The sequence below is a fragment of the Paraburkholderia sartisoli genome (genome assembly GCF_900107685.1).
GTDB lineage: Bacteria > Pseudomonadota > Gammaproteobacteria > Burkholderiales > Burkholderiaceae > Paraburkholderia > Paraburkholderia sartisoli.
The window spans coordinates 34137-55890 of sequence record NZ_FNRQ01000012.1 but is presented as its reverse complement, the minus strand read 5'-3'; the positions used below and the strand labels follow the sequence as shown (position 1 = coordinate 55890).

General features: G+C 64.2%; 22 protein-coding genes. 8 read left to right on the top strand and 14 right to left on the bottom strand.

Translation table 11 applies throughout. The features are described from left to right. Window positions 1-111: 111 nt before the first annotated feature. Window positions 112-987, bottom strand: coding sequence for a sulfite exporter TauE/SafE family protein (locus BLV45_RS25220; protein WP_143130476.1), 876 nt, complete (start codon window positions 985-987; stop codon window positions 112-114). Window positions 988-1328: 341 nt separating this feature from the next. On the opposite strand from BLV45_RS25220, the gene BLV45_RS25215 reads away from it, so the two are divergent. Next, complete coding sequence (locus BLV45_RS25215) at window positions 1329-1526, top strand: type II toxin-antitoxin system VapB family antitoxin (RefSeq protein ID WP_090537765.1); 198 nt, start codon at window positions 1329-1331, stop codon at window positions 1524-1526. 14 nt (window positions 1527-1540) lie between these two features. Here BLV45_RS25215 and BLV45_RS27680 read toward each other — a convergent pair whose 3' ends face one another. Together BLV45_RS27680 and BLV45_RS25205 are read right to left on the bottom strand one after the other, a co-directional pair. Further along, window positions 1541-1804: a hypothetical protein gene (locus BLV45_RS27680; RefSeq protein WP_176954248.1), complete on the bottom strand. Its 264-nt coding sequence runs from the start codon at window positions 1802-1804 to the stop codon at window positions 1541-1543. A 15-nt stretch (window positions 1805-1819) separates the two neighbouring features. Beyond that, window positions 1820-2611, bottom strand: coding sequence for a hypothetical protein (locus tag BLV45_RS25205; RefSeq protein ID WP_090537763.1), 792 nt, complete (start codon window positions 2609-2611; stop codon window positions 1820-1822). A 277-nt stretch (window positions 2612-2888) separates the two neighbouring features. Here BLV45_RS25205 and BLV45_RS25200 point away from each other — a divergent pair, with 277 nt between their 5' ends. Then, window positions 2889-4733 (top strand): ATP-binding response regulator, encoded by a 1845-nt coding sequence (locus tag BLV45_RS25200; RefSeq protein ID WP_090537761.1) that lies wholly within the window; start codon window positions 2889-2891, stop codon window positions 4731-4733. Window positions 4734-4797: 64 nt separating this feature from the next. Here the strand turns inward: BLV45_RS25200 and BLV45_RS25195 are convergent, their stop codons facing one another. The 5 genes from BLV45_RS25195 to BLV45_RS25175 form a co-directional block, all read right to left on the bottom strand. Further along, a complete protein-coding gene (locus BLV45_RS25195; protein ID WP_090537759.1) occupies window positions 4798-5535 on the bottom strand; it encodes a response regulator transcription factor in 738 nt (245 codons plus the stop codon). Between the two features lie 332 nt (window positions 5536-5867). Then, window positions 5868-6044 carry a hypothetical protein gene (locus BLV45_RS27675; protein ID WP_090537757.1) on the bottom strand — a complete coding sequence of 59 codons (177 nt, stop codon included), beginning with the start codon at window positions 6042-6044 and terminating at the stop codon, window positions 5868-5870. Between the two features lie 95 nt (window positions 6045-6139). Continuing rightward, the gene (gene cydB / locus BLV45_RS25185; RefSeq protein WP_090537756.1) at window positions 6140-7141 is read right to left on the bottom strand and encodes a cytochrome d ubiquinol oxidase subunit II; all 1002 of its coding nucleotides are present in this window, start codon (window positions 7139-7141) and stop codon (window positions 6140-6142) included. A gap of 28 nt (window positions 7142-7169) precedes the next feature. Beyond that, window positions 7170-8582: a cytochrome ubiquinol oxidase subunit I gene (locus tag BLV45_RS25180; RefSeq protein WP_090537755.1), complete on the bottom strand. Its 1413-nt coding sequence runs from the start codon at window positions 8580-8582 to the stop codon at window positions 7170-7172. 271 nt (window positions 8583-8853) lie between these two features. Next, entirely contained in the window at window positions 8854-9759 is a 906-nt protein-coding gene (locus BLV45_RS25175) for an urea transporter (RefSeq protein ID WP_090537860.1), read from the bottom strand. 152 nt (window positions 9760-9911) lie between these two features. Here BLV45_RS25175 and BLV45_RS25170 point away from each other — a divergent pair, with 152 nt between their 5' ends. Continuing rightward, window positions 9912-10469: a putative glycolipid-binding domain-containing protein gene (locus BLV45_RS25170; RefSeq protein WP_090537754.1), complete on the top strand. Its 558-nt coding sequence runs from the start codon at window positions 9912-9914 to the stop codon at window positions 10467-10469. 79 nt (window positions 10470-10548) lie between these two features. Here BLV45_RS25170 and BLV45_RS25165 read toward each other — a convergent pair whose 3' ends face one another. Then, window positions 10549-11121 (bottom strand): GNAT family N-acetyltransferase, encoded by a 573-nt coding sequence (locus tag BLV45_RS25165; protein ID WP_090537752.1) that lies wholly within the window; start codon window positions 11119-11121, stop codon window positions 10549-10551. A 237-nt stretch (window positions 11122-11358) separates the two neighbouring features. Between BLV45_RS25165 and BLV45_RS25160 the strand changes: the two genes are divergently transcribed. Further along, on the top strand, window positions 11359-11841 hold the full coding sequence (locus BLV45_RS25160) for a Spy/CpxP family protein refolding chaperone (RefSeq protein ID WP_176954247.1): 483 nt from the start codon (window positions 11359-11361) through the stop codon (window positions 11839-11841). 85 nt (window positions 11842-11926) lie between these two features. Next, window positions 11927-12220, top strand: a complete 294-nt coding sequence (locus tag BLV45_RS25155; RefSeq protein WP_090537748.1) for a hypothetical protein — start codon at window positions 11927-11929, stop codon at window positions 12218-12220. A gap of 84 nt (window positions 12221-12304) precedes the next feature. Here the strand turns inward: BLV45_RS25155 and BLV45_RS25150 are convergent, their stop codons facing one another. Next, the gene (locus tag BLV45_RS25150) at window positions 12305-13195 is read right to left on the bottom strand and encodes a DMT family transporter (RefSeq protein ID WP_090537858.1); all 891 of its coding nucleotides are present in this window, start codon (window positions 13193-13195) and stop codon (window positions 12305-12307) included. Window positions 13196-13307: 112 nt separating this feature from the next. Here BLV45_RS25150 and BLV45_RS25145 point away from each other — a divergent pair, with 112 nt between their 5' ends. Further along, the gene (locus BLV45_RS25145) at window positions 13308-14729 is read left to right on the top strand and encodes an aminotransferase-like domain-containing protein (RefSeq protein WP_090537745.1); all 1422 of its coding nucleotides are present in this window, start codon (window positions 13308-13310) and stop codon (window positions 14727-14729) included. An 11-nt stretch (window positions 14730-14740) separates the two neighbouring features. On the opposite strand, the gene BLV45_RS25140 is transcribed toward BLV45_RS25145, so the two are convergent. From BLV45_RS25140 to BLV45_RS25130, 3 genes are all read right to left on the bottom strand, one after another. After that, window positions 14741-15835 (bottom strand): TAXI family TRAP transporter solute-binding subunit, encoded by a 1095-nt coding sequence (locus BLV45_RS25140; RefSeq protein ID WP_090537743.1) that lies wholly within the window; start codon window positions 15833-15835, stop codon window positions 14741-14743. 136 nt (window positions 15836-15971) lie between these two features. Next, complete coding sequence (locus BLV45_RS25135) at window positions 15972-17360, bottom strand: tetratricopeptide repeat protein (RefSeq protein ID WP_143130475.1); 1389 nt, start codon at window positions 17358-17360, stop codon at window positions 15972-15974. 307 nt (window positions 17361-17667) lie between these two features. Beyond that, on the bottom strand, window positions 17668-19206 hold the full coding sequence (locus tag BLV45_RS25130) for an MDR family MFS transporter (protein WP_090537739.1): 1539 nt from the start codon (window positions 19204-19206) through the stop codon (window positions 17668-17670). Window positions 19207-19296: 90 nt separating this feature from the next. Here BLV45_RS25130 and BLV45_RS25125 point away from each other — a divergent pair, with 90 nt between their 5' ends. Both BLV45_RS25125 and BLV45_RS25120 read left to right on the top strand, forming a co-directional pair. Continuing rightward, the gene (locus BLV45_RS25125) at window positions 19297-20049 is read left to right on the top strand and encodes a TetR/AcrR family transcriptional regulator (protein ID WP_090537737.1); all 753 of its coding nucleotides are present in this window, start codon (window positions 19297-19299) and stop codon (window positions 20047-20049) included. A gap of 535 nt (window positions 20050-20584) precedes the next feature. Then, complete coding sequence (locus BLV45_RS25120; RefSeq protein ID WP_090537735.1) at window positions 20585-20995, top strand: response regulator; 411 nt, start codon at window positions 20585-20587, stop codon at window positions 20993-20995. A 120-nt stretch (window positions 20996-21115) separates the two neighbouring features. Here the strand turns inward: BLV45_RS25120 and BLV45_RS25115 are convergent, their stop codons facing one another. Next, complete coding sequence (locus BLV45_RS25115; RefSeq protein WP_245753547.1) at window positions 21116-21679, bottom strand: Fur family transcriptional regulator; 564 nt, start codon at window positions 21677-21679, stop codon at window positions 21116-21118. Between the last annotated feature and the right edge of the window lie 75 nt (window positions 21680-21754).

The window sequence follows — 21754 nt, the reverse complement described above, 5'->3', positions numbered from 1 at the left end:
CGCAGGGCGGAGAAACCCTGGCAGGACTGGACGGAACGGACGGGAAGGCGCGGCGCGCCCATTTATCTTAGACGGCGCACGCCGGCGCGATTAAAAAAACGGAAAGCTCGACTACCCGAAGTAGCTGATTCCCGAGGCGATCATGAGCAGGTTCACGGCGCGCGCGAAATGATTGTCTGACAGCCGCTTGTAGAGCGTCATGCCAGCAGCGGTTCCGAGAAGCGCAGCGGGTATGCAGAGCAGGTCCGCCGGCTCGAACCCGACCTTGCCGGCGGAATGGCGCAACAGGCTGATCGTTGCGAGGGCGGCTATCTGTGTGATCAAGATGAACGGCTGATACATGGCGCGCTGGCGCTCCTTGCTCCATCCCTTGAAGCCGCACCAGATGGTGACAAATGCGCCCGGAAACCCGGCGGCACCCCCTGTGATTCCCCCGAGAAGTCCCGCAAGGACATCGAAGGCCATGTTCTGACGACGGATAACCAAAGGCTTGCAGACGAGCATGTAACAGCCATAAGCGACAAGAAATACGCCGAGCACATGGGTGTAAACATGACGATCCAGCTTCAGCAATACCGCTATGCCAACCGGCAGGCCGAATGCGCCGCCAATCAGGAAAGGAGCAAGTTCTCGCCAGCGGATCACTCGTCTGAGTGAGCAGACCATCGCGGTCTGGTTGGCGATACTGCAGACGATCATGATCTGGACGATCTGCACGGGGTCGCCGGCTAGATGGAACAGCATGGCGCCGCAGACAGCGGAGAAGGCGAATCCCGCGATGCTGGAAACGGCAGACGCAAGAAAAATGGCGCCGATGACAACCGGTTTGAGTCCGCTCTGGCTGGAAAAGGTGAGGCAGATCGCAGTGGCAACGAGGAGTATCGACCACTGAATCTTGCTCCGCCAGACACTCCAGTTGAGTGCCGTGCCCGGCGAGAGCGCTGATCCAGTGGCGCTTTCCGGTTCAGGCTGTGGCTCGACCTCCATCGCACGGTCCCCCGGTTGGCACGCTGCTGGAAGGACGTGGCCCTGCCAGTCCTGTTGGTGCTGCGACGCGAGGCTCGCGGATGCGATACCCGAAGCCTGGCAGCCGGGGGCGAAATGTCTGAGCAAAGATAGACCACGAGACTTTCAGCTTGATTCCTGAAGTGTGCGGTACCGCACACTTCGGGGGAATGTGTGAAGCCGCCAATTTCGCCACTGCCCCTTGCAAGCCGGGTTGTCCGATTTCGGCTGCCAGCCCGGGATGCGCTCTTTAGGGGACGTAAATGCACAATTAAAGGCATCAAGCGATGCTATAACTGACGCTCTTATTTACGGGAATTCCCATGCGTACGACTATTGCGCTCGATGACGACTTGATCGCCAGGGCGCAGGCCTATACAGGCATAGAGGAAAAAACCGCACTCGTGCGCGCAGCGCTAAAGGCGTTGATCCAGCGTGAAGCCGCGATGCGACTCGTGAATCATGGCGGTAGCCAGCCGGGTATCAAGGGGGCGCCGCGGCGCCGGCAGGACGTTGAATGATTCTTGCCGACACATCACTGCTGGCATCCGCGCGCCTGCAACCCGGCATCACTATCTGGACGCGCGACAAGCGGTTGAAGAGCGTTGCCGATGAACTTAACCTCGGCTCGATGCTCGCGCACGAGATACCGGAAAGGCAGAAGGGCGTAGTGAATGACGTCCAGCAAGACATCAAAGCCCTCGGCGAAATCGCAGCGAAGCCGCTTCTTGCAATAACTTTCCGGATGCACAAAAAACGCAGCCCTCCGTGCGGCCGGTCCGCACACGAAGGACTGCATCCAGCTGCGCTTCAGTTATGCGGCTGCTTCATTCATTTCCTGCGCGTTCGACTCCGCGGCGAGCAGGTTCAGCACGACGAGAATCGCGTCGCGGTTGTCGAGGCTGATTTCGATGTCGAGCACGTCGGTGAGCCAGCGGCCGATCTTCGTATTGGAAAAATCACCGGCGTCGGCCGTCTTTTTCATGGTGACGCCGAGTTTGACGGCGCGATAGTGGTACGACGGCACGCTGAACCGCGTGGCAACCGCCGAAAGACCGCCCTTGCATTCGGAGCACCAGCCAAGGCTGCCGGCCAGCACGATCTGCTCGGGTTCGTCGAGGCTCGCGATAAAGGCCCGGGCGGCGCGGCGCACGCAATGCTCGTTGAGACCGTAATCGGTCAGCACGCTGTCGACGGGATCTTCGAGCGCCTGCGCGTGCAGGTCGATTTCCTGTTCCATGCCGTCGTTTTCCATGGAGACGTTACGTTGATGACTTGCACTGCGCAGACAGTCGATCAGATAACGGCGGAAGTACGCACAGAGCGCATAGCTGCTCGAAGGCGCGCTTTCCGGGCAGGCCTGCGATTCGGTGTGCCCCGGCGCGAGACGCAGCACCTTCGTATAGATGAACTGCGCGACGAGTTCTTCCTTGTCTTCGCCGAGCGCCTGCAGCTCGACGGGATGATAGGTCCGCAGCGCGCGCCGCACGAGGTCGTACATCGATGCCATTTCGTCGTGCGAGAGTTGGGTGCGACGCCGCCACAGATCGGGCAGGATCGCGTCGTCAAGATGTCGTGCCAGTTCGCAGCCCGCAATGGCGCCCATGAAAGCCTCCGTCGATTGTTTGGGGCGTGGAGCGCGGGGAGGCGGATAATCCGCCGGGAAGCCCTGGATCAGGCTGTCTGAAAAGCCCCGAAAGGCTTTGGCCGCGCTGGTAAGTTGCAACCAGTATGATTTTTGCCGGCGGCTTCGCCTATATGGATTAAGTGTTAGCTGATGGGTAAACTGTCGGGTAAACCATCGCTACGAAATGGCATGACGGGGCGTGCAACCCGCACGGTTCGCCGTCCAGACCGCCGGCTTCCGGCAAGGAGACCGCACGATGCGGGCCGATCCCATCCAGCGCGCCATTGACGAAGATCTCGTGCCGGTCCTGTATGCGCAGGATCCGATTGCCTTCGTGTCGCACTGGTTTTCGATCGTCGTGCTGGTCGCGATCTACTGGCCCGACATCCCGTCTCCCCATCTGTTCGCGCTGTGTTTCGGCTTTTACGGCGTCGCCAACTGCGCGGGGCTCGCACTGTGGCTGTGCAACCGCCGCTGGCCCACGGCGTTTTCGCCACGCGCGTGGATCAACCTGCACGCGCTGCGCGGCGCGCTGCTTTACGCGGCGCCGGGCGCCGCGATCTGGTTCGCGTTCCAGAGCGTCCATGCCGACCTGCCGCTGCTGCACACGGTGATGCTCGTCACGCTCGCAGCCGGCGTGTTCATGTCGAACGGTTTCGATTTCCTCAACTTCGTGACCGCGATCCCGTTCCTGCTGCTGCCGGCCATCGCGCTCCACTTCAGCGTCCACACGTTCGACCGCACGATACTCGCGATCGTCCTCGCGTTTTTCTTCTGCGCGATCAACGTGTATGCGCTGAGTTACCGGAAGCTGTTCCGCCGGGTGGTCGAGGCGCGCGTCGATCAGCAGTATCTGGCCGAATCGCTCGCCGCTCAGAAGCTGGTCGCCGAGGAGGCGAGCCTCGCGAAGACACGGTTTTTCGCGGCCGCAAGTCACGATCTGCGGCAGCCGCTGCACGCGATCGGGCTGCTCGCGGCGTCGCTCAACGACGGCACCGTCGCGCCCGCGCAGCACGCGAAAACCGCCGACCATATCGTGCGCAACGTCGAGGCGCTCAACCAGCTGTTCAACCAGGTGCTCGACCTCGCGCGGCTCGAGAGCGGGGTGACGCAGGTGATCCGGCTGCATTTCCGGCTCGACGAGCTGTTCGAGCGCATCGGCAGCCAGTACCGGCCGCAGGCCGCCGCGAAAGGGCTGGCGCTGCGGATCGCGCCGACTTCCGTGGTGGTGCATGACGATCCGGTGCTGCTCGAACGCGTGCTGAGCAACCTGCTGTCCAACGCGGTGCGTTATACCGAGGAGGGCGCGATCTGGCTGGGTTTTCGTCGCGCGGGGCGTCGCTCGGGCGGCTATGTCGAAGTGCGCGATTCGGGTATCGGCATTCCGCGCGCCGAACAGGAGCGCGTTTTCGAGGAGTTCTATCAGGTCGCCAATCCGCAACGCGACGCGCGCCAGGGGCACGGCCTCGGGCTACCGACCGTGCGCCGGCTGGTGGGTCTCCTCGGCGGCGAATTGCAGATGAACTCGGCGCCGGGGCGCGGCTCGACGTTCCGGTTCCTCGTCCAGGCGGGTGACCCGGCGCGGATCGTGTCGAGTCTCGGCGACACCGTGGCGAACAGTTCCACGACCGAAGGGCGGCGTGTGCTGTGCATCGACGACGATCCGTCGATTCTCGAAGGGCTGTCGGCGTTGCTCGGTCGCTGGGGCTGCGTCGTGCGCGGTGTACCGGACGAAATCCAGGCGCTGCAGGCGGTCGACGAAGGGTTCGTGCCGGATGCCGTGCTGTGCGACTATCAGCTGGCGAACCATCGAACGGGCGCGCAGGCGCTCTCCGCCGTGCGCGATGCGCTGCGCCACGCGGGGCACGGCGAGGTCGTCACGCTGCTGATTACCGGCGACATGGCTTCGCCCGATCTGGAGGCGCTTTCGGCGAAGGGTATTCCGGTGCTGCACAAACCGGTGACGCCGGCGCGCCTGCGTCGCACGCTCGAAAGCCTGTGGCAGCAGCCCGCGGCGAAAAGCGGCGCCGGATCGGCCACGACAGGCGGCGGAGCGTCCGCTGGTGCACAGCCCCCTGTCGCCGTCGACGGACAGCACTGAACGCACTGCGCGCGATCGCGGCGCCGCATGGGCCGTATGGGCCGCGATATGTACGATCCCTGCTTTAAAGCGTCTTGCCAGCTTCGAGCCAGCCGTTGATCACGGCGATCGCGGTGGACCGGTTATGCACGCCCAGCGCGCGGAAAATCACCGACAGATGCACCTTCACGGTTCCTTCGGCGACACCGAGTTCGCGCGCGATCATCTTGTTGGTCCAGCCGCGATGCACGAGCCGCATGATGTCCTGCTGGCGCGGCGACAGGTTTTCCAGCAGATGCCGCTGATGCGGCTGCAACTGATGCGCGGGCGGCACGGTTTCGAGGACGGGCGTCGCAACCGCGGCGCCCGCCTCGGCGCCGGCGGGAGAACGCGCGGCCGTCGCGCCGGCCGCCTCGCGCGTGCCGAGCAGGCTGAGCGCTTCCATCGGCACATAGGCGCCGCCGGACAGCACCAGTTCGATCGCCTTCAACATCACGCTCGCGGGCTGACGCTTCGGCACGAAACCGAGCGCGCCGGCCGCGAGCACGGCGCGCATCTCGTCGGGCGACTCCTCGGCGGAAAGCACGACCACCGGCAACGCCGGATTTGCCTTGAGCAGGATTTCCAGCGATCCCGCTCCCTCCATGCCAGGCATGTGCAGATCGACAATCGCGAGGTCATGGTTGGCGTCGGGCCGCGCGGCGGCGGCGAGCGTCTCCCACGTATCGGCCTCGTCGAACTGGGCATCGGCATCGAGTCCGCGCAGGAGGCCCTTGACGCCCTGGCGGATCAGTTCATGGTCGTCGGCCACAAGAAACTTCATGATGTCTCCGCGTGTGGGCCCAGCCGGTTTGTGCTGCTACTGTTGTTGTCCGACGGCCGGAACCGGTCAGCGCCGCAGTAGGGTTATTCTGCCCGATGCGGCGAGCCAATGCGCGTCCGTCTTCTCCCTATGTCGCCTGGTTGCATCAGCGCGAGGCGTGACCCCGGCAACGCGCGCAACAGGCCACGCGGACATCCTCGCATGGCTTACCAGGTAGACGAGCAGATTGAAGCGATTTTGAAGCGTTCCACACCTGGCATTGCAGAATATGCGGCACGCTTCAAAGCGACGCTTTTCGTGGCGCTGGCCGCCTGTTTTCCCGCGTTATCGCGTTACTGCGAGACCGCGAAGAGCGTCGCGTTCATGAAGATCCGGAACACGAAACCGAGCGACACGGCGGCCGCAACGCCGCCACCCCACAGCAGCACGAACCAGACCCAGCCTGGCAGACGGGAGCGTGTGGCGCCGCGCTCACGGGCGCGGAAACGGGGCGGGGCAATGAGGCGCATAGGGTGGACGATGATGGGTGCGACGTGTGTTCCGGTTTCGCCAGCGGATACCCGGTGGCGGTTCCCGGTTTTCGGTGGCCGGGTGGCTCAGTGGCTTAGTGGTAGTGGGTGTCGCCGTGGCGAACCTTGCCGCGAAATACCCAATATCCCATCGTCGTATACACGAGGATGACGGGCAGGATCACCGCGGCGCCCACCAGCGTGAACACCTGGCTCGAACGCGGCGCGGCGGCTTCCCAGAGCGTCATGCTCGACGGGATCGCATACGGCCACAGGCTCACCAGCAAGCCGACGTAGCCGAGCAGCACGAGCCCGAGCGCGAGCGCGAACGGCGTGTTGTGGTGACGATCCCGCACGGCGCGCCGCATGAAGAACGCGCAGATCGCGACGAGGAACGGCACCGGCAGCAGGCGATAAAAGAGCCCGTCATGGAACCAGCGCGCGGCGATCGTCGGGTCTTGCAGCGGCGTCCACAGGCTGACCACGGCGATGAACCCGAGCAGCACCACGGTGAGCGGCCAGACCACGCGATGCAGGCGCCGCTGCAGGTCGCCCTCGGTCTTCGCGACGAGCCAGCAGCAGCCGAGCAGCGCATACGTGGCAACCAGCCCGAGACCCGTCAGCAGGCTGAACGGCGTGAGCCAGCCGAACGCATCGCCTGCGTAGCTGCCGTCCACGACGGGAATGCCCTGCAGGAACGCGCCAAGAACAATGCCCTGAAAGAACGCCGCGCCCGCCGAGCCGCCGATGAACGCGAGGTCCCACAGATGCTTCGTGCGGTTCGCCTTCGAGCGGATTTCGAACGACACGCCACGAAAAATCAGGCACGCAAGCATGAACACGAGCGGCAGATACAGCGCCGAGAGCACCGTCGAATAGACGATCGGGAACACCGCGAAGAGGCCGGCGCCACCGAGCACGAGCCACGTTTCGTTGCCGTCCCACACGGGCGCGACGGTGTTCATCATCAGGTCGCGTTCCTTCCCGTCGGGGAAGAACGGAAACACAATGCCGATGCCGAGATCGAAGCCGTCCAGCACGACATACATGAAGAGGCCCAGTGCGATGATCCCGGCCCACACTACGGTAACGTCCATTTCGTTTCAGCCTTGAAATACAGGGGTTTTATGCGGCGTCGATCATCGCGTCCGCGGCCGAAAGCGGCCTGCGTGCGGTGTGATCGGGTGTGCTGCCCGGCAACGCGTCATGCGTGTGACCCGGCAGCGTGGGGCCGGCGCGCATCAGCTTCAGGATGTAATAGACCCCGGTGCCGAACACGAGAAAATAGACGATCACGAATGCCATCAGCGAGATGCCGACCTGTTGCGCCGTCAATGGCGAAACGGCTTGCACCGTACGCATCACGCCGTAGACTACCCATGGCTGGCGTCCGACTTCGGTCGTGATCCAGCCCGCGAGCAGCGTGACGAACCCCGTCGGCCCCATCGCGACGACAAAGCGCAGGAACCACTTTGATTCATAGAGACGGTCGCCGCGTCGCAGTGCCCACGCGATCAGCGACATCAGGATCATCAGCACGCCGAGCCCGACCATCACGCGAAAACTCCAGAACACGATCGTTGAATTCGGCCGGTCCTGCGGGGGGAAGCTTTTGAGTCCGCGAATCTCGCCGTCCCAGCTATGCGTGAGGATCAGGCTGCCGAGGTGCGGAATCGACACCGCGTAGCGGGTCGTTTCCGCCTTCATGTCGGGCAGGCCGAAGAGGTTGAGCGCCGTGCCGCCTTTCTCCGTGTCCCACAGGCCCTCGATCGCGGCGATCTTCGCCGGTTGATATTCACGCGTGTTGATGCCGTGCTGGTCGCCGACAAACGCCTGAACCGGCGTGAGAACCAGCAGCATCCAGAGCGCCATCGAGAACATCTTCCGGATACCCGCGTCGCGCCGGCCCTTCAGCAGATGCCACGCGCCCACGGCCGCGACGACGAGCGCGCCGACGATGAACGCGGCGATCGACATATGCGCGAGCCGGTACGGAAACGACGGGTTGAAGATGATCTTGAACCAGTCGAGCGGCACGACCTGGTCGTTGACGACCTCGAAGCCTTGCGGCGTCTGCATCCAGCTATTGGACGCGAGAATCCAGAACGTCGAGATCAGCGTGCCGAGCGCGACCATCAGCGTCGCGCCGAAGTGCGCACGCGCGCTGACGCGCTGCCAGCCGAACAGCATGATGCCGAGGAAGCCCGCTTCGAGAAAGAACGCGGTCATCACTTCGTACATCAGAAGCGGGCCGGTGACAGGGCCCGCGAAACTGGAGAAGCCGGACCAGTTCGTGCCGAACTCGTAGCTCATCACGACGCCGGAAACGACGCCCATGCCGAAGGCGACCGCAAAGATCTTCGACCAGAAGAGACAAAGGTCTTTGTAGTACGTCTTGCCGGTTTTGAGCCAGCGCCATTCGAGCACGGCGATGAAGCTGGCAAGCCCGATGCTGAGCGCCGGAAAGATGATGTGAAAGGAAATCGTGAATGCGAACTGAAGCCGGGCGAGGTCGAATGCCGAGAGTGCAGTGTTCATGGGCTCGTTGCGAAAATCAGACTACGCGCGTCGACCGCTGTCGAAACGCACCGCGATATGCAGATGGATGGAAGCGTAGGGGAATGCGCGCGGATTTGCTGCGACGCGGAACGGCACGCGGCGGCGCGTGTGTGGCACAACACACGGACGTTATCGCGATAAACCGTTGATCAGTATTGGAGTTTTTGCGGCGTGGGTTTGTGCGCCGCGGCGTGCTGTCGCAGGGGGATGTGCGGCAATCGACCGCGCTGTTTGAGCGCGGGTCGTCGCACTAGATCGAGGGGATGTGTGAAGTGCTGCCTTGACGGGTCGTGACGCGCGTAATCCCATGTGCGCACCAAGCCGCGATCACAAACGGCGCGGTCATGGCGGGCCAGCCGAAGTGGCTCGCAAGCTGTTGCAGCAGCACCGATAGCGCGACGGCCGCGATGGTGGCGATGGCGCCGCAGTCCGCCACCGCAAGCGCGGTGAGCGCGCCGTTGAAACCTGGCAGACCCGCGTCGAGCGAAGAGAGCGTCACGCCGGACAACACCTGCCCGACCGTTGCGAGCGCGGCGCCAGCGAGCGTCCAGCAGGCGCGTCGTCGCGACGAGGCCGCGATGCCCGCGACGACCAGCATGCCCGGCAACGCGCCCGAAGCGAACGTCGTCTGCGCGACGCCGGCGAGCACGCCATGCAGCACGTCCATCGACGAAATCACGCTTGTTGTGGCACTGGCGCCATGCGGTGCAGCCGTATGCGCGACAGGCCCGACCAGTGCAAGCCATATCCACGTCACGATCAGACAGGGGCTCGAGTAGCCGCAGAAGTGAAACCTTTGCAGGAATCGCGACCACGGATCGAGCATCCATGCCGTGGCGGTCGCGGCAAGAATGGCGATGGCGGCGGCGGTCGCATTGTCGGCGATGAACGTGAAGGCGGCCAGTGCGGCGAGCGCGCCGTTGAAACCGTGCAGGCCTGCGCGTGTATCCTGCTCTTCACAGCCCGCGAGCACGGCGCTGATGTTCGCGCTGACGACACCGATGAGCGCCGCGCAGGCAAGCCTGGGATCGCAGATGACGAGCGCCGCGAGCACGCACGCGCCCGTCGCGGCGTTCCCTTGCAGGACGATCTGCCCCAGACTGCGCAGCAGGGTGCGTAGCGCCGTGAATCCGGTCGGCGTGGTTGTCGCGTACATACGGGATGATGAGAAGATCGCGCGAAGCACCGGCGCGACTGGCGGATTGAAACCGCGAGCATAGGCCAGCCGCGCTGCACGCGGCATGCGCCGGCGTTGATAATGGCTATTTGCAGCGTCATCGTTGAAGTCGACTCACAGGAGGCATCGATATGCGTGAAGTCCGCTGGGCATCGGAAGAAGGAGACGGCATCGAGCACCTCGCGTTCGATGCGCGCGGTGACGGGTTCCATGTCGAGAGCGTCGTCGTCGGGCAGCGATATGGGCGTTCCTATGGCCTCTTCTACAGCATGACCTGCGACGTGCAGTGGCGCGCGACGCATGCGTGGCTGAAGATCGTGGGCGGCGGCGAGCTGGAACTGCGCGGCGATGGCGCGGGCCACTGGCGCGACGGCAACGGCCGCGCGCTGGACGAAATCGAAGGTTGTATCGACATCGACATCGCCGCCACGCCGTTTACGAACACATTGCCGATCCGCCGGCTGCAACTGGCAAAGGGCGTACGTCTGCCGATTTCCGTCGCTTATATTTCGACGCCGGATCTCGTGGTGAGCCACGTCGAGCAGGCGTACACATGCATCGAACCCGATCGCGAGTATCGCTACGAAGGCATCTTCCGCAATTTCACGGCGGCCATGACGATCGATGAAGACGGTCTCGTCATCGACTATCCGTCGCTATTCAGACGTCTGCCGATTCCGGATCGTTGAACACGGCGTGGCGCGCGTCGTCTTCGGGTTTAATGCACGACGTTTTGCGTTCTTTCTTTCCGGCCTGGCGAGCGGGTGCTTATTCCTTGCCGCCGAAGTCCTGCGGAGGGGCGTCGGCGCCCTGGCCGAGCGTGCGTTGCATGAGCGTTGTATCGAGCCATCGGCCGTGCTTGAAACCGACGGCCTTGAGCGTACCGGTCAGCTCAAAGCCGAGGCTGCCGTGCAGCGACATCGAGCCGCCGCTTCCACCATCGGCGATCACGGCGATCATCTGTCGCCACGGTCCCGATTCGCAACGCTCGATCAGCGCGCTGAGCAGGGTGCGGCCGATGCCGCGCCCGCGAAACGCATCGTCGACATAGATCGAATCTTCGATCGTGTGGCGATACGCGGCACGCGGCCGGTAGGGCGTCGCGTAGCAGTAGCCGGCCACGACGCCGTCGATTTCCGCCACCATGTAAGGCAGGCCATGGCCGAGCACCGATTCGCGACGGGCGCGCAGATCGTCGACCGAAGGCGGCGTTTCCTCGAACGACGCGACGCCTGTCAGCACATGGTGCGCGTAGATGGCCTGGATCGTGGGCAGATCGGCTTCGGTTGCGTCGCGCACGTGTGGGGCGGCGTTGGGCTCGATACGGGATGTGGTGTTCATGCGTGTCCGGAACGAAATGGGGAGGCCGGGTGCGAGCTTTTACTATGCCCGTAGTGCGCACGAATTTGAAGCTGCTCAAAAAAACAGCACGGCTTGCGATGAGCCAGCGTGTGCATGAAAAGCATGAAAACGTAAGCCATGGCGCATAGCCGGCGGGACACGTGGCGTTTGCGCGTGTCATCCGCGTGGTATATACCTTCGTACGAGATGTAATTCATGAACCTGACGGGAGCATGCATGAAATCTGTCCTTGCCTTAACAATCCTTGCGCTTGCAACGAACGTGGGCGCCCAGACGCCGGCCGCATCGCCAGCCAGCGCGGCCAGTCCCAACGTGGCCTCGGGCACGGTCGGCGCGAAGCCGGCCGCGCGCGACAGTCATGTCGAGGCACGCATCAGCGAACTCCATTCAGAACTCAAGATCACCCCTGATCAGGAGACGCAATGGGCAAAGGTCGCGGACTCGATGCGGGACAACGCGCGCACGATGCACGATCTCTTTGAAGCGCGGCATAGCGGTATGGCGAGCGAAACGGCGGTCGAAAACCTGAAGTCGTGGGGCGATATCGCGCAGGCGCACGCCGACGGCAACAAGGCGCTGCTCGCGGCGTTCCAGCCGCTTTATGACGGCATGCCCGACGTGCAGAAGAAAATCGCCGATCAGGTTTTCCGGCGTCCCGAAACGCACCGGCCGGCGCACAAACCGTCGAAGAAGAAGTGAGCGGGCGTAGCGTGCTCGATGCGTTACGAAGCGGGATGCGCGGACAGGTCGCGTCATCCTGAACCCGCGATCACGGAGGATCTCGATGAAACATCATGTTGCCGCGGTGATCGCCGGATTGAGCGTGCTGGCAGCCGTTCAGGGTGCCGAGGCGCGCACCGACGTGAACGTCGTGATCGGACTGCCTGGTCTCGTCGCCGCGCCACCGCCGCCGGTGGTGTATGTGCCGCCTGGGTACTACGTGCCGCCGCCTGTCGTCTACAACGGCTATTACGGGCCCGGATGGAACCGGCCGCCGCCGCATTACCACCGGCCTTACCGGCGTCCACCGCCGCCTCCGCCGCGTCCACATCGTCCGCCGCCGCCACGGCGTCACTAGCGTCCGGCACATCGGCGCGTCGACGCGTTGGCGACGCGCTTTATCTGTGTGAACACGTAGTCCGGTACGGCACGCGATGCCTGTTCAGGTCGCGCGCCGCTGCACCGGCGCGCTTTTCGCGAAGCGTCGCGCGCCGCCCACGCACGCCACCACGATGACCGTCACCGCGATCATCGCGGGCGGCACCTGTTCGTGCAGAAGCAGCGCGGCGAGCACGAGTCCGAAGAACGGCTGCAGAAGCTGCAACTGTCCGACGCCCGCGATGCCGCCCAGCGCCAGCCCGCGATACCAGAACACGAAGCCGATCAGCATGCTGAAGAGCGAGACGTACGCGAGCCCCCAGAGCGCCGCGTGACTCACACCCGCAAACGATGCGGGCGACGCCCACCACGTGAGCGGCAGCATCACCGGCAACGCCAGCACGAGCGCCCACGAAATCACCTGCCAGCCGCCGAGATGACACGACAGTCGCGCGCCTTCCGCATAGCCCAGCCCGCAGACGACGATCGCGGCCACCATCAACGTGTCGCCGAGCGGTGAAGCATGAACGCCGTTGCGCAGCGCGAACGCCACGACCGATGCGCTGCCGATCGCGGAAAAGAGCCAGAACGCGGGCTGCGGCCGTTCGCCGCCGCGCAGCACGCCAAAGATCGCCGTCGAAAGCGGCAGCAGGCCGATGAACACCACCGCGTGCGCGGCCGTGATGTGCTCCAGCGCAAACGCGGTCAGTAGCGGAAAACCGACCACCACGCCGAGCGTGACCACGACGAGCGGCAGCAGGTCGCGCCGGGAAGGGCGGGTTTCGCGAAACAGCAGCAGCAACGCGAACGCGAGCGTGCCGGCAATCGACGCGCGCGCGACGGTCAAAAAGAACGGATCAAGGCCCTGGACGGCGATGCGCGTCGCGGGCAGCGAGCCGCTGAAAATAAGTACGCCGGCCAGTCCGCTCAGCCAGCCGTTGCCTGTTTTCGTCATGAAGAGTGTCCGATGCCGCATGAAAACGTCGAGCATCCTCCGTTACCCGGAAAAGAGTAAGCTACGGATCAGTACAATTCAGACAAACTGTACCGGTCAAGGAGCAGTACGGATGGCGGAAGATGACAGGATCAGTTCAGTGGCCACCGGCACGCGCGTCGCGCTGGTCATGAACACATTGCGCGAGCGCATCGCGAGCCGCGCGCTGATGCCGGGCGCGCGCGTGCCGTCGATCCGCTCGATGACCGACACGCTCGGCGTGTCGAAGTCGACGGTGGTCGACGCGTATGACCGGCTGGTTGCCGAAGGCGCGATCGTGGCGCGGCGTGGCTCGGGGTTTTTCGTCTCCGGCCACGCGCCGCCATTCGCGCTCGCGGATATCGGGCCGCCGCGCGATCGCGATGTCGACCCCTTGTGGCTCACGCGTCAGTCGCTCGAAAGCGACGCGAAAGCGCTGCGCCCCGGCTGCGGCTGGATGCCGGCCGCGTGGATGCCCGAGGAGGGCGTGCGCCGTGCGCTACGCGCCGTCGCGCGCGACGCGCATGGGCCGCTCGTCGAATACGCGTCGCCGCGCGGCCTGCCCGCGCTACGCCAGCAGATCGCATGGCGGCTGTCGCAAAACGGCGTCGACGCGCCGCCCGAGCAGATCGTGCTCACCGATGGCGGCACGCATGCGCTCGATCTCGTATGCCGCTTCCTGCTCGAACCCGGCGACACAGTGTTGATCGACGATCCCTGTTACTTCAATTTTCAGGCGCTACTGCGGGCTCACCGGGTGCGGATGGTGAGCGTGCCGTATACGTCGTCGGGGCCCGATCTTGCGCAGTTCGAGCAGGCGCTGATCACGCATCGTCCGCGGCTTTATGTGACGAACTCCGCGATCCACAATCCGACGGGCGCGACGCTCGCGCCGGCAATCGCGCATCGTCTGCTCAAGCTGGCGGGCGAACACGATCTGCTGATCGTCGAGGACGACATCTTCGCCGACTTCGAAGACGAACCCGCGCCGCGGCTTGCCGCATTCGACGGCCTTGCGCGCGTGGTGTCGATCGGCAGCTATTCGAAGACGCTGTCGGCGGCCGTGCGCTGCGGCTATATCGCGGCGCGCGGCGACTGGGTCGAACCGCTCATCGACCTGAAGCTCGCGACGTCGTTCGGCAACGGCGAACTCGCCGCGGGCGTCGTGCATCGCCTGCTGGTGGACGGCACGTACCGGCGCCATCTCGAAACCATGCGCACGCGGCTCGCCGATGCGATGGGCGACACCGCGCGGCGTCTCGCGCAGGCAGGCTTGCACATCTGGACGCGGCCGCGCGGCGGCATGTTCATCTGGGCGCAGTTGCCCGATTCGCTCGACGCCGCGCGGGTCGCGCGTCATGCGCTGGCGGAGAACGTGGTGTTCGCACCGGGCAACGTGTTCAGCGCATCGCAATCGGCGACGGGTTTTCTGCGGTTCAACGCGTCGCAATGCACGCGGCCCAGGGTCTACGAAGCATTGCAACGCGCGATGGAGCGAGCATCACGCGATACGTGACGCTGCGCGCGTCACTGCTTTCCTCCGCAGAGGAGCAGCAGCCGTTCCTCGTCGGTACAGGGGCGCTTTGGCGATTTCGCCGGATCATCCGTTGTGGCGGGGCCTGGACCGTTCGTTGCCGCGACGGCGGTCTTGTGCGCGAAGCACGCGCGCAGGCGCTTTTCGACCGGCGGATAGTACTTCCATCCCTTGCCGAGATTCGGCAGTTCCATCTTCACCTGTTTCCACTTCGGATGGCCGTGTTCCTGGAGGTTGTCGAAGTTTGTACACAGCGAATCCGCGAACCGGTTGAGATTGCCGACGGTGCCGCGCAGGTTGTAGTCGTATGTGACAAGGAAGGCTTTCACGGTGAGCGTCGGCACGTCCTGCTTGAGCCAGTTCGGATAGCTCGACACGCGGATCGTCGCGGGAAAATACGTCTGTTTCGCGCGCGCCGTTTCGGGCGCGGCGGGATCGAGTCTGAGCACGCGGATCTGTTGCAGCAGTTCGGGATTCATATCGGTGAAGAGCCTGGCCGGCTGCCCCGCGACGATCACCGCGACGTCGATCTTCTTCACGATCAATGCGGCAAGCGCGTCTTCGTTCGACAGGTGCTGCGCGTACTGATCGGGAACCGGTGTGCCGAACATCAGCCGGTACAGCGTGGTGGCGGATTGCGCGGTGCCGCTGCCGATCAGGCCGACGCTCATGTTCTGGTTCTTGATCTCGTTGATGGTCTTCAGCGGAGAATCGGCGCGCACGACGAAATAGATCTCTTCGTCATAGAGCGGCATGATGAGGCGCAGCGGACGGATCGTCGTGCCCGCATCGGCGTTGCCGCTGTTCGCCATGTCGACGTAAGCCTGATAGACGTCCGACTGCACGAGGGCGAGCTTCACGCCGGGTTCGAAGCGCATGCGCTGCACGTTTTCGGCGGAGCCTTTGGACGGCATGACTTCGAGGTCGATGCCCGCCTGCGGCGCGACCCATTTCGCGAGGTCCGCGCCGATCTGGATGTACGTGCCGCGCTCCGGTCCGGTAACGATCTTGTAGTGCGCGTTATCCGCCAGCGCCGCCGACGACGCCAGTACCAGCCCGACACATCCCGCCAGAATGATCTTGAACATGGTCTCCACCTTTTCTTCGTGGTTGTAACTGATACTCGCGTAGCGTTGAATCAGGTTTGTGATGTCGTTAGCGAAGTGTCCTGAACGATGCGTGCTGTCCGATGTGTCGGGTGTGTCGTGTCATGACGTGATCGTGTCAATGGGTCGGCGAGGTCGTTGAGGTCGCGGACGCGCCACGCGTTGCTGGATGACTCCAGCCCGATTCGCGGATCGCGCGTTCCCGCGCGTCGATGCTGTTCGCGTCCGTTGCCTGGGTCGCAGCGGGCGACGGCGGTGCGGGTGTTCTTGCCGCTGCGGGCGCGGGCACATTCACCGGTGCCGGTGCCGGTGGCGCAACCGCGGCGGCGGGCGCGCGCGGTGCAGCGGGACGCGGCGTGCGCGCGGGAGGCGCCGCAGCCGCGACTGCCGCGCCGGGTGCGGTGGCCTGCGCGCCGCCGCGCGCCGTCGGCAGCGCGGGCGAGTTCCAGCCAGCCTCGCGGATCGAACGTTCGAGCAGGGTTTTCGCGCCGTTACTGGATGAATCGACGGCGAGTGCATCGGATGCGTTGTGCTGCACGCAACTCCACAGCCGGTCCTGCACGCAGACGTTGGCCGCGCGCACAAACGCATCGCGCTTGAGCTGACGTTGCAGCAGATCCTGCTGCATGAGTCGCGCATCGGCGTTGTCGGGTTGTGTGGCGAGCGCTTCCGAGAGCGCGGCCTGCGCGCTTGCCAGATCGTTTGTCTGCAGGCTGGCGCGCGCCGCCTGCAGGCTTCCGGGCACATCGCGATTGCGCGTGAGTGTGCGCGTGGGGAATGGTGGCACCGGAGGCACGACGGGTGTCACCGCGACAGCAGCGTCGGGCAACGGCGGCAGCGTTGGAATCGGCGGTATCGATGGCGAGGCAGCGGCTGCCTGGCGCCGCGTCGACGGTGCCGGTGCAACGGGTGCAACGGGTGCAGCGGGCGCGGGTGTCACAGGGGCGATCGAAGTGACGCCTTGTGAAGGCCGCGCTGACGGCGCGCCCTGATACGGCTGGATGCTGCCACTCGTACTGGTGGCGGCCGGCTCGTCGCTGGCCGTATCGGACTTGTGTTCGCTAAAGAGCGTATAGCCCGCATAGCCGAGCGCGAATAGAAAGAACGTCAGCACGAGCCCCTTGCTGAAAATCCATCGACCCACGCTGCGCCAGACGGGCTCGGGCATATCGAGCGGAGGAATGGGTGTATCGGGCAGCATGAGCGGCTGCGCGTGTCCAGCGGGCTGCGCGACATCGGCGGGCATGTCCGGCGCGACCTCGGGCGGAACCGGCGCGTGGGCCTGCGCATGGGGAGCAGCCTTCAACCGCACGCCGTAGGCGACGGCATGACTCGCGCCGCACCACGGACAGGTTTCGTCAGGCGGATACAGTGCGCCGCCGCACCGTTTGCAGGGTGTCGGGAACGTCCGGCCGGGACTCGTCTGGGTGGACATGCGTTCAACCCACCAGTTATACGCGGTGCCTTTGGACGGCACGTTACGGATCGCCGTCAGGACGACCCGCACCTGCGTGACTCACGATACTTCACGGTACATACGCACTGGTCAGCGGCCTTGCCGAAGCAGTTTCGGGAGGGCGCCTGAATGCAATATGTGTCGTTTCCGCGCCAACGTCAATCGCCGTTCTTGTCTAATGTAGACATTGGTTGCGCACACGTGAGGAGAACGATTTATACAGACGATTTTTGTACGCACTCCATCGCAATGGGGCGGATTTCGACTGTCTGGTCAGATGAATGTCGACTGACTGCGCGACCGGACGCGGCGTGCGTCCAGTCGCGCGACAGTCAGGAAGAAAGAGGGCAGACGTTCGTCAATGATGCTTGCGCAGCGGGATGTCCCTGAGCATCCACGCGAGCACGAACGCCAGCACGACCACGCAGGCGGCGACGAAATACACCGTGTGCAGCGCACCCGCGAACGCCTGCAGATAATCGTCGCGCAACGCAGGGGGCAACGCGTGGATCGTGGCCGGTCCGAGCGACTGCGGCAACTCCGTTCCGGCCGGAATGAGTTGGCTCAGGCGCGAATGAAGCTGGCTTGAAAACACCGCGCCGAACGCCGCGACACCCACCGAGCCGCCAATCGAACGAAAGAGCGTCGCACCGGACGTCGCCACGCCCATGTGCCGGAATTCGACCGCATTCTGCACGGCGAGAATCAGCACCTGCATGACCATGCCGAGGCCGCAGCCGAGCAGGCCCATGTACAGATACATCACGTAGAGCGGCGTGGAAATCCCGATGCGTGCCAGCAGGATCATCGCGACGGCAACGAGAAACGTGCCGGCAACCGGAAACATCCGGTACCGGCCGATCCTGCTGATCACGCGGCCCGTGACGACAGACATCACGAGCAGCCCGCCCATCATCGGCAGCATCTGCATGCCGGCTTCAGAGGGCGTCGAATTCTTGACGACCTGCAGGTACACCGGCAAAAACGTGACGGATCCGAACAGCGACACGCCGACGATGAAACCAATCAGACAGGCCAGCAGGAACGTGCGGTCCTTGAAGAGCCCGAGCGGCATGATCGGCTCTTCGGCAAGACGTTCCTCATAGATAAAGCCGCCGATGCACACGAGGCCCACCGCGAGCGTGAACCACAGTTGCGGCGAGCTCCACGGCAGTATCGTGCCGCCCTGGCTGGTGAACAGGATGATGCAGACAAGCGCGGTCGCGAGGAATCCGGCGCCCATGTAGTCGATTGCGTGTTTGATGTGCTTCGTATGCGGTTTGAAAACCGCGGCGATCACGAGCAGCGCGCCGATGCCGAGCGGCAGGTTGATGTAGAAAATCCAGCGCCATGACAGATGCTCGACGAGAAAGCCGCCGAGCAGCGGGCCGATGACCGTCGCGAGACCGAACACGCCGCCGAACATGCCCTGATAGCGGCCACGGTCGGCCGGCGGAATCACGTCGCCGATGGCGGCCATCGTGACGACCAGAAGACCGCCGCCGCCGAGACCCTGAAGCGCGCGCAGCACGATCAGCTGCGTCATGTTCTGCGCCGCGCCGCACAGCGCGGAGCCGACGAGGAACAGCACGATGGCCGTCTGCAGCACGATCTTGCGGCCGAACAGGTCGCCGAACTTGCCGTACAGCGGCACGACGATCGTCGAGGCGAGCAGATACGCGGTGACCACCCACGACAGATTGTCGAGACCCCCCAGTTCGCCGACGATGGTCGGCAGGGCGGTCGAGACGATCGTCTGGTCGAGCGCGGCGAGCAGCATGACAAGCAGCAGCGCGGGAAACAGGATGCGCAGCGGCGGATGCGCGGACGCGGGCGAATCGATGTGGGGTTCGCCGAAGCCGCTTTCGTCTGCGCTCAGTGAAGGAGGCTGATCCATGTGTGAGTGGGGTTGCTTGATATTAATTAACAAGGAGATTAATATATGCGATAACGAACGAATCGTCAAACGGGAATCGTTGATACGGATATGGCACAGAGAAAAACGGATGATGGCCGGGCGCGTGGCGCGCTCCGGGTGGGGGCGGCCGTCACGGCGACACCCGCTGATGGCCCTGCGCCCGCCGGCGCCGCGCCGCGCCGCCCAGGCCGGCCCGCGGGCAGTACGCACGGCGGGCCCGGGCAGCGCACGCGGCTGCTTGACGTGGCGCTCGCGCTGTTCGCACGCCAGGGCATCGTCGATACGACGCTCGGCGCGATCGCGCGTGAAGCGGGCGTCACGCCAGCGATGGTCCATTACTACTTCAAGACGCGCGACCAGCTGCTCGACGTACTGATCGACGAGCGCTTCATGCCGTTGCGTACCGCGCTGGGCGGCGCGTTCCAGGCCAATCCGGACGATCCCGTTGCCGCCATCACGCACCTGGCGCGGCGGCTCGTGGATATTTCGATCGAATATCCGTGGTTCCCGCCGCTGTGGGTACGCGAAGTGATCAGCGAGGGCGGGCTGCTCAAGCAGCGCATGCACGCACGGTTTGGCAATGCGCAGCAACTGGCGTCGATCGACTGCATCGCGAAGTGGCAGAAAGCGGGGCGGCTCAACGCTGGGCTGGAGCCGTCGCTCGTGTTTCTTTCGTTACTTGGATTGACGATCCTCCCGCTCGCGACGTCTAAAGAATGGCGCAACGATCCGGTCCGTCGTCAGATCACTGGCGACGATATCGCGCGCCATGCCATCGCGCTGCTTGTGCAGGGCGTCGGACCACACGACGTCACACGCTGAGCGCGGACGCAGCAGCTCGGATCCGTAGCCCGATTCGGCACGCATTGTGCTCGACAGGATTGAATTCAGAACGTCGATTCGCATGGCGCCGGGTGCGTATCCGGTGGCCGTTTGCTCGGGCCCGCATTGCAACTGCGGGCTGGCGCGGAGTTCGAACGGATCGGCGTACTGAAAGAGACCGGACGTGCCTTTTTGCACAGCCGGATCATCGCGACGGCGATCTGTGAGAGGGATGTCACGACGACACGAGACCTTGTAAAAACGCGTACAGTGCGTCTTTTTTTCACGCGGGATTTCCACCGCGTTTTCATGTCTTCGTCTTGATCCGGCGCTATTGTCCGCTGCGCCTGACACAGCGGCGCAGTGCCGGCTCCGGCCGGCAACGGTGGATAACGCGATGCAGTTCACACGCCGCGCAACGCAAAATGGCTGCAACCCGTCGCGCGAAACGAGGTCTACCCGAACGTAGCGCACCGGTTCGCCCAGATAACAGCTGCGCGTGACCGCCTAACCTTTCTATAAGCCACAAAGCAAAATGAACGGAGAGTTGAGACTCGATCAGGCAACCATCGTACTCGTCGAGGATGACCCGCAGAGTCGGGAATCGCTGGCGAGCCTGCTTGAATCAGAAGGGGCACGCGTCGTCGCGGTCGCGGACGCGGAAGAAGGTGTCGAGGCGGCGGTCCGGTTGTTACCGGACGCCATCGTCTGCGATATCGATTTGCCCACCATGGACGGGTTCTACCTGATCCAGCGATTGCGCGACCACGAGATTCGCGGCGACCACGCCCCTTCGGTGGCGGTGGCGCTCACCGGCCACACCGACGACGCCTACCGCCTGCGAAGCATCGGCGAAGGTTTTCAGCACTTCATGACGAAACCGGCACGGCCAGACGCGCTCGTCACGCTGTTGCGCGATGCGATCGAGGCGCGCGCGGCAGGTTGAATCGTGGAGATGAGAGGGGGGTACGGCGATGTGGCCACCCGCGCTGCGGACGCGGTGCCACCATGCGTGCAGTGCAGGAAATCACGCGCAAAGCCTGCGCGTGATCGATGAGGTGCGTTATCAGCCGCGGGCGACTTCCGCGCTCTTCGCAGGTTTGCCTTCAGGTAAGGCGTTTTTCGCTGCGTTTTCCGCCTGGCAGGCAGCGCACAGACCTTTCAGCTCGATTTCATCGCTGGCGAGGCTGTAGCCCGCGTCTTCGATCTGCGCGACGAGCGCCTGGCGCAGCTTCGGCTGATGCAGTTCGGTGACGTTGCCGCACTGCTGGCAGACGACCAGGATGCCATGTTGACATTGCGTCAGGTCATGGCACACCGTGAACGCGTTGATCGATTCGATCCGGTGAACCAGCCCCGCGGACAGCAGAAAATCGAGCGCGCGATACACCGTGGGCGGCGCCGAGCCGGGATGAATCTGGCGCATGTCGTCGAGCAGCGAATACGCCTTCGTTGCCCGGCCCGAAGCAAGCAGCAGTTCCAGCACCTTGCGGCGGATCGGAGTCAGCTTCTCGCCGCGTTCGCGGCAATATTCTTCTGCCAGTGCGAGCGCGGCCTCCGGCGAACCCGCGCCGGCGGGCGCAGGGTCGGCGTGGTGGTGGTGCGCGGTCGTGGGGGAAGCGTTCTTCATGCGTCGATTATACGGGGCATCGCGAACTTCGATCGAACGGGCCGTCGAGGCCCCATTCCCGTTTCGCCATGCCGC

Bases quoted from the DNA above. Each gene is read 5' to 3' on its own strand.
- BLV45_RS27675 (WP_090537757.1), bottom strand. From the start codon at position 6,044: ATGCGCCTCATTGCCCCGCCCCGTTTCCGCGCCCGTGAGCGCGGCGCC.
- BLV45_RS25140 (WP_090537743.1), bottom strand. From the start codon at position 15,835: ATGTTCAAGATCATTCTGGCGGGATGTGTCGGGCTGGTACTGGCGTCG.
- BLV45_RS25130 (WP_090537739.1), bottom strand. From the start codon at position 19,206: ATGGATCAGCCTCCTTCACTGAGCGCAGACGAAAGCGGCTTCGGCGAA.
- BLV45_RS25195 (WP_090537759.1), bottom strand. From the start codon at position 5,535: ATGAAGTTTCTTGTGGCCGACGACCATGAACTGATCCGCCAGGGCGTC.
- BLV45_RS25125 (WP_090537737.1), top strand. From the start codon at position 19,297: ATGGCACAGAGAAAAACGGATGATGGCCGGGCGCGTGGCGCGCTCCGG.
- BLV45_RS25175 (WP_090537860.1), bottom strand. From the start codon at position 9,759: ATGTACGCGACAACCACGCCGACCGGATTCACGGCGCTACGCACCCTG.
- BLV45_RS25120 (WP_090537735.1), top strand. From the start codon at position 20,585: ATGAACGGAGAGTTGAGACTCGATCAGGCAACCATCGTACTCGTCGAG.
- BLV45_RS25150 (WP_090537858.1), bottom strand. From the start codon at position 13,195: ATGACGAAAACAGGCAACGGCTGGCTGAGCGGACTGGCCGGCGTACTT.
- BLV45_RS25205 (WP_090537763.1), bottom strand. From the start codon at position 2,611: ATGGGCGCCATTGCGGGCTGCGAACTGGCACGACATCTTGACGACGCG.
- BLV45_RS25215 (WP_090537765.1), top strand. From the start codon at position 1,329: ATGCGTACGACTATTGCGCTCGATGACGACTTGATCGCCAGGGCGCAG.
- BLV45_RS25200 (WP_090537761.1), top strand. From the start codon at position 2,889: ATGCGGGCCGATCCCATCCAGCGCGCCATTGACGAAGATCTCGTGCCG.
- cydB (WP_090537756.1), bottom strand. From the start codon at position 7,141: ATGGACGTTACCGTAGTGTGGGCCGGGATCATCGCACTGGGCCTCTTC.
- BLV45_RS25145 (WP_090537745.1), top strand. From the start codon at position 13,308: ATGGCGGAAGATGACAGGATCAGTTCAGTGGCCACCGGCACGCGCGTC.
- BLV45_RS25160 (WP_176954247.1), top strand. From the start codon at position 11,359: ATGAAATCTGTCCTTGCCTTAACAATCCTTGCGCTTGCAACGAACGTG.
- BLV45_RS25155 (WP_090537748.1), top strand. From the start codon at position 11,927: ATGAAACATCATGTTGCCGCGGTGATCGCCGGATTGAGCGTGCTGGCA.
- BLV45_RS25115 (WP_245753547.1), bottom strand. From the start codon at position 21,679: ATGAAGAACGCTTCCCCCACGACCGCGCACCACCACCACGCCGACCCT.
- BLV45_RS27680 (WP_176954248.1), bottom strand. From the start codon at position 1,804: ATGCAGTCCTTCGTGTGCGGACCGGCCGCACGGAGGGCTGCGTTTTTT.
- BLV45_RS25180 (WP_090537755.1), bottom strand. From the start codon at position 8,582: ATGAACACTGCACTCTCGGCATTCGACCTCGCCCGGCTTCAGTTCGCA.
- BLV45_RS25220 (WP_143130476.1), bottom strand. From the start codon at position 987: ATGGAGGTCGAGCCACAGCCTGAACCGGAAAGCGCCACTGGATCAGCG.
- BLV45_RS25165 (WP_090537752.1), bottom strand. From the start codon at position 11,121: ATGAACACCACATCCCGTATCGAGCCCAACGCCGCCCCACACGTGCGC.
- BLV45_RS25170 (WP_090537754.1), top strand. From the start codon at position 9,912: ATGCGTGAAGTCCGCTGGGCATCGGAAGAAGGAGACGGCATCGAGCAC.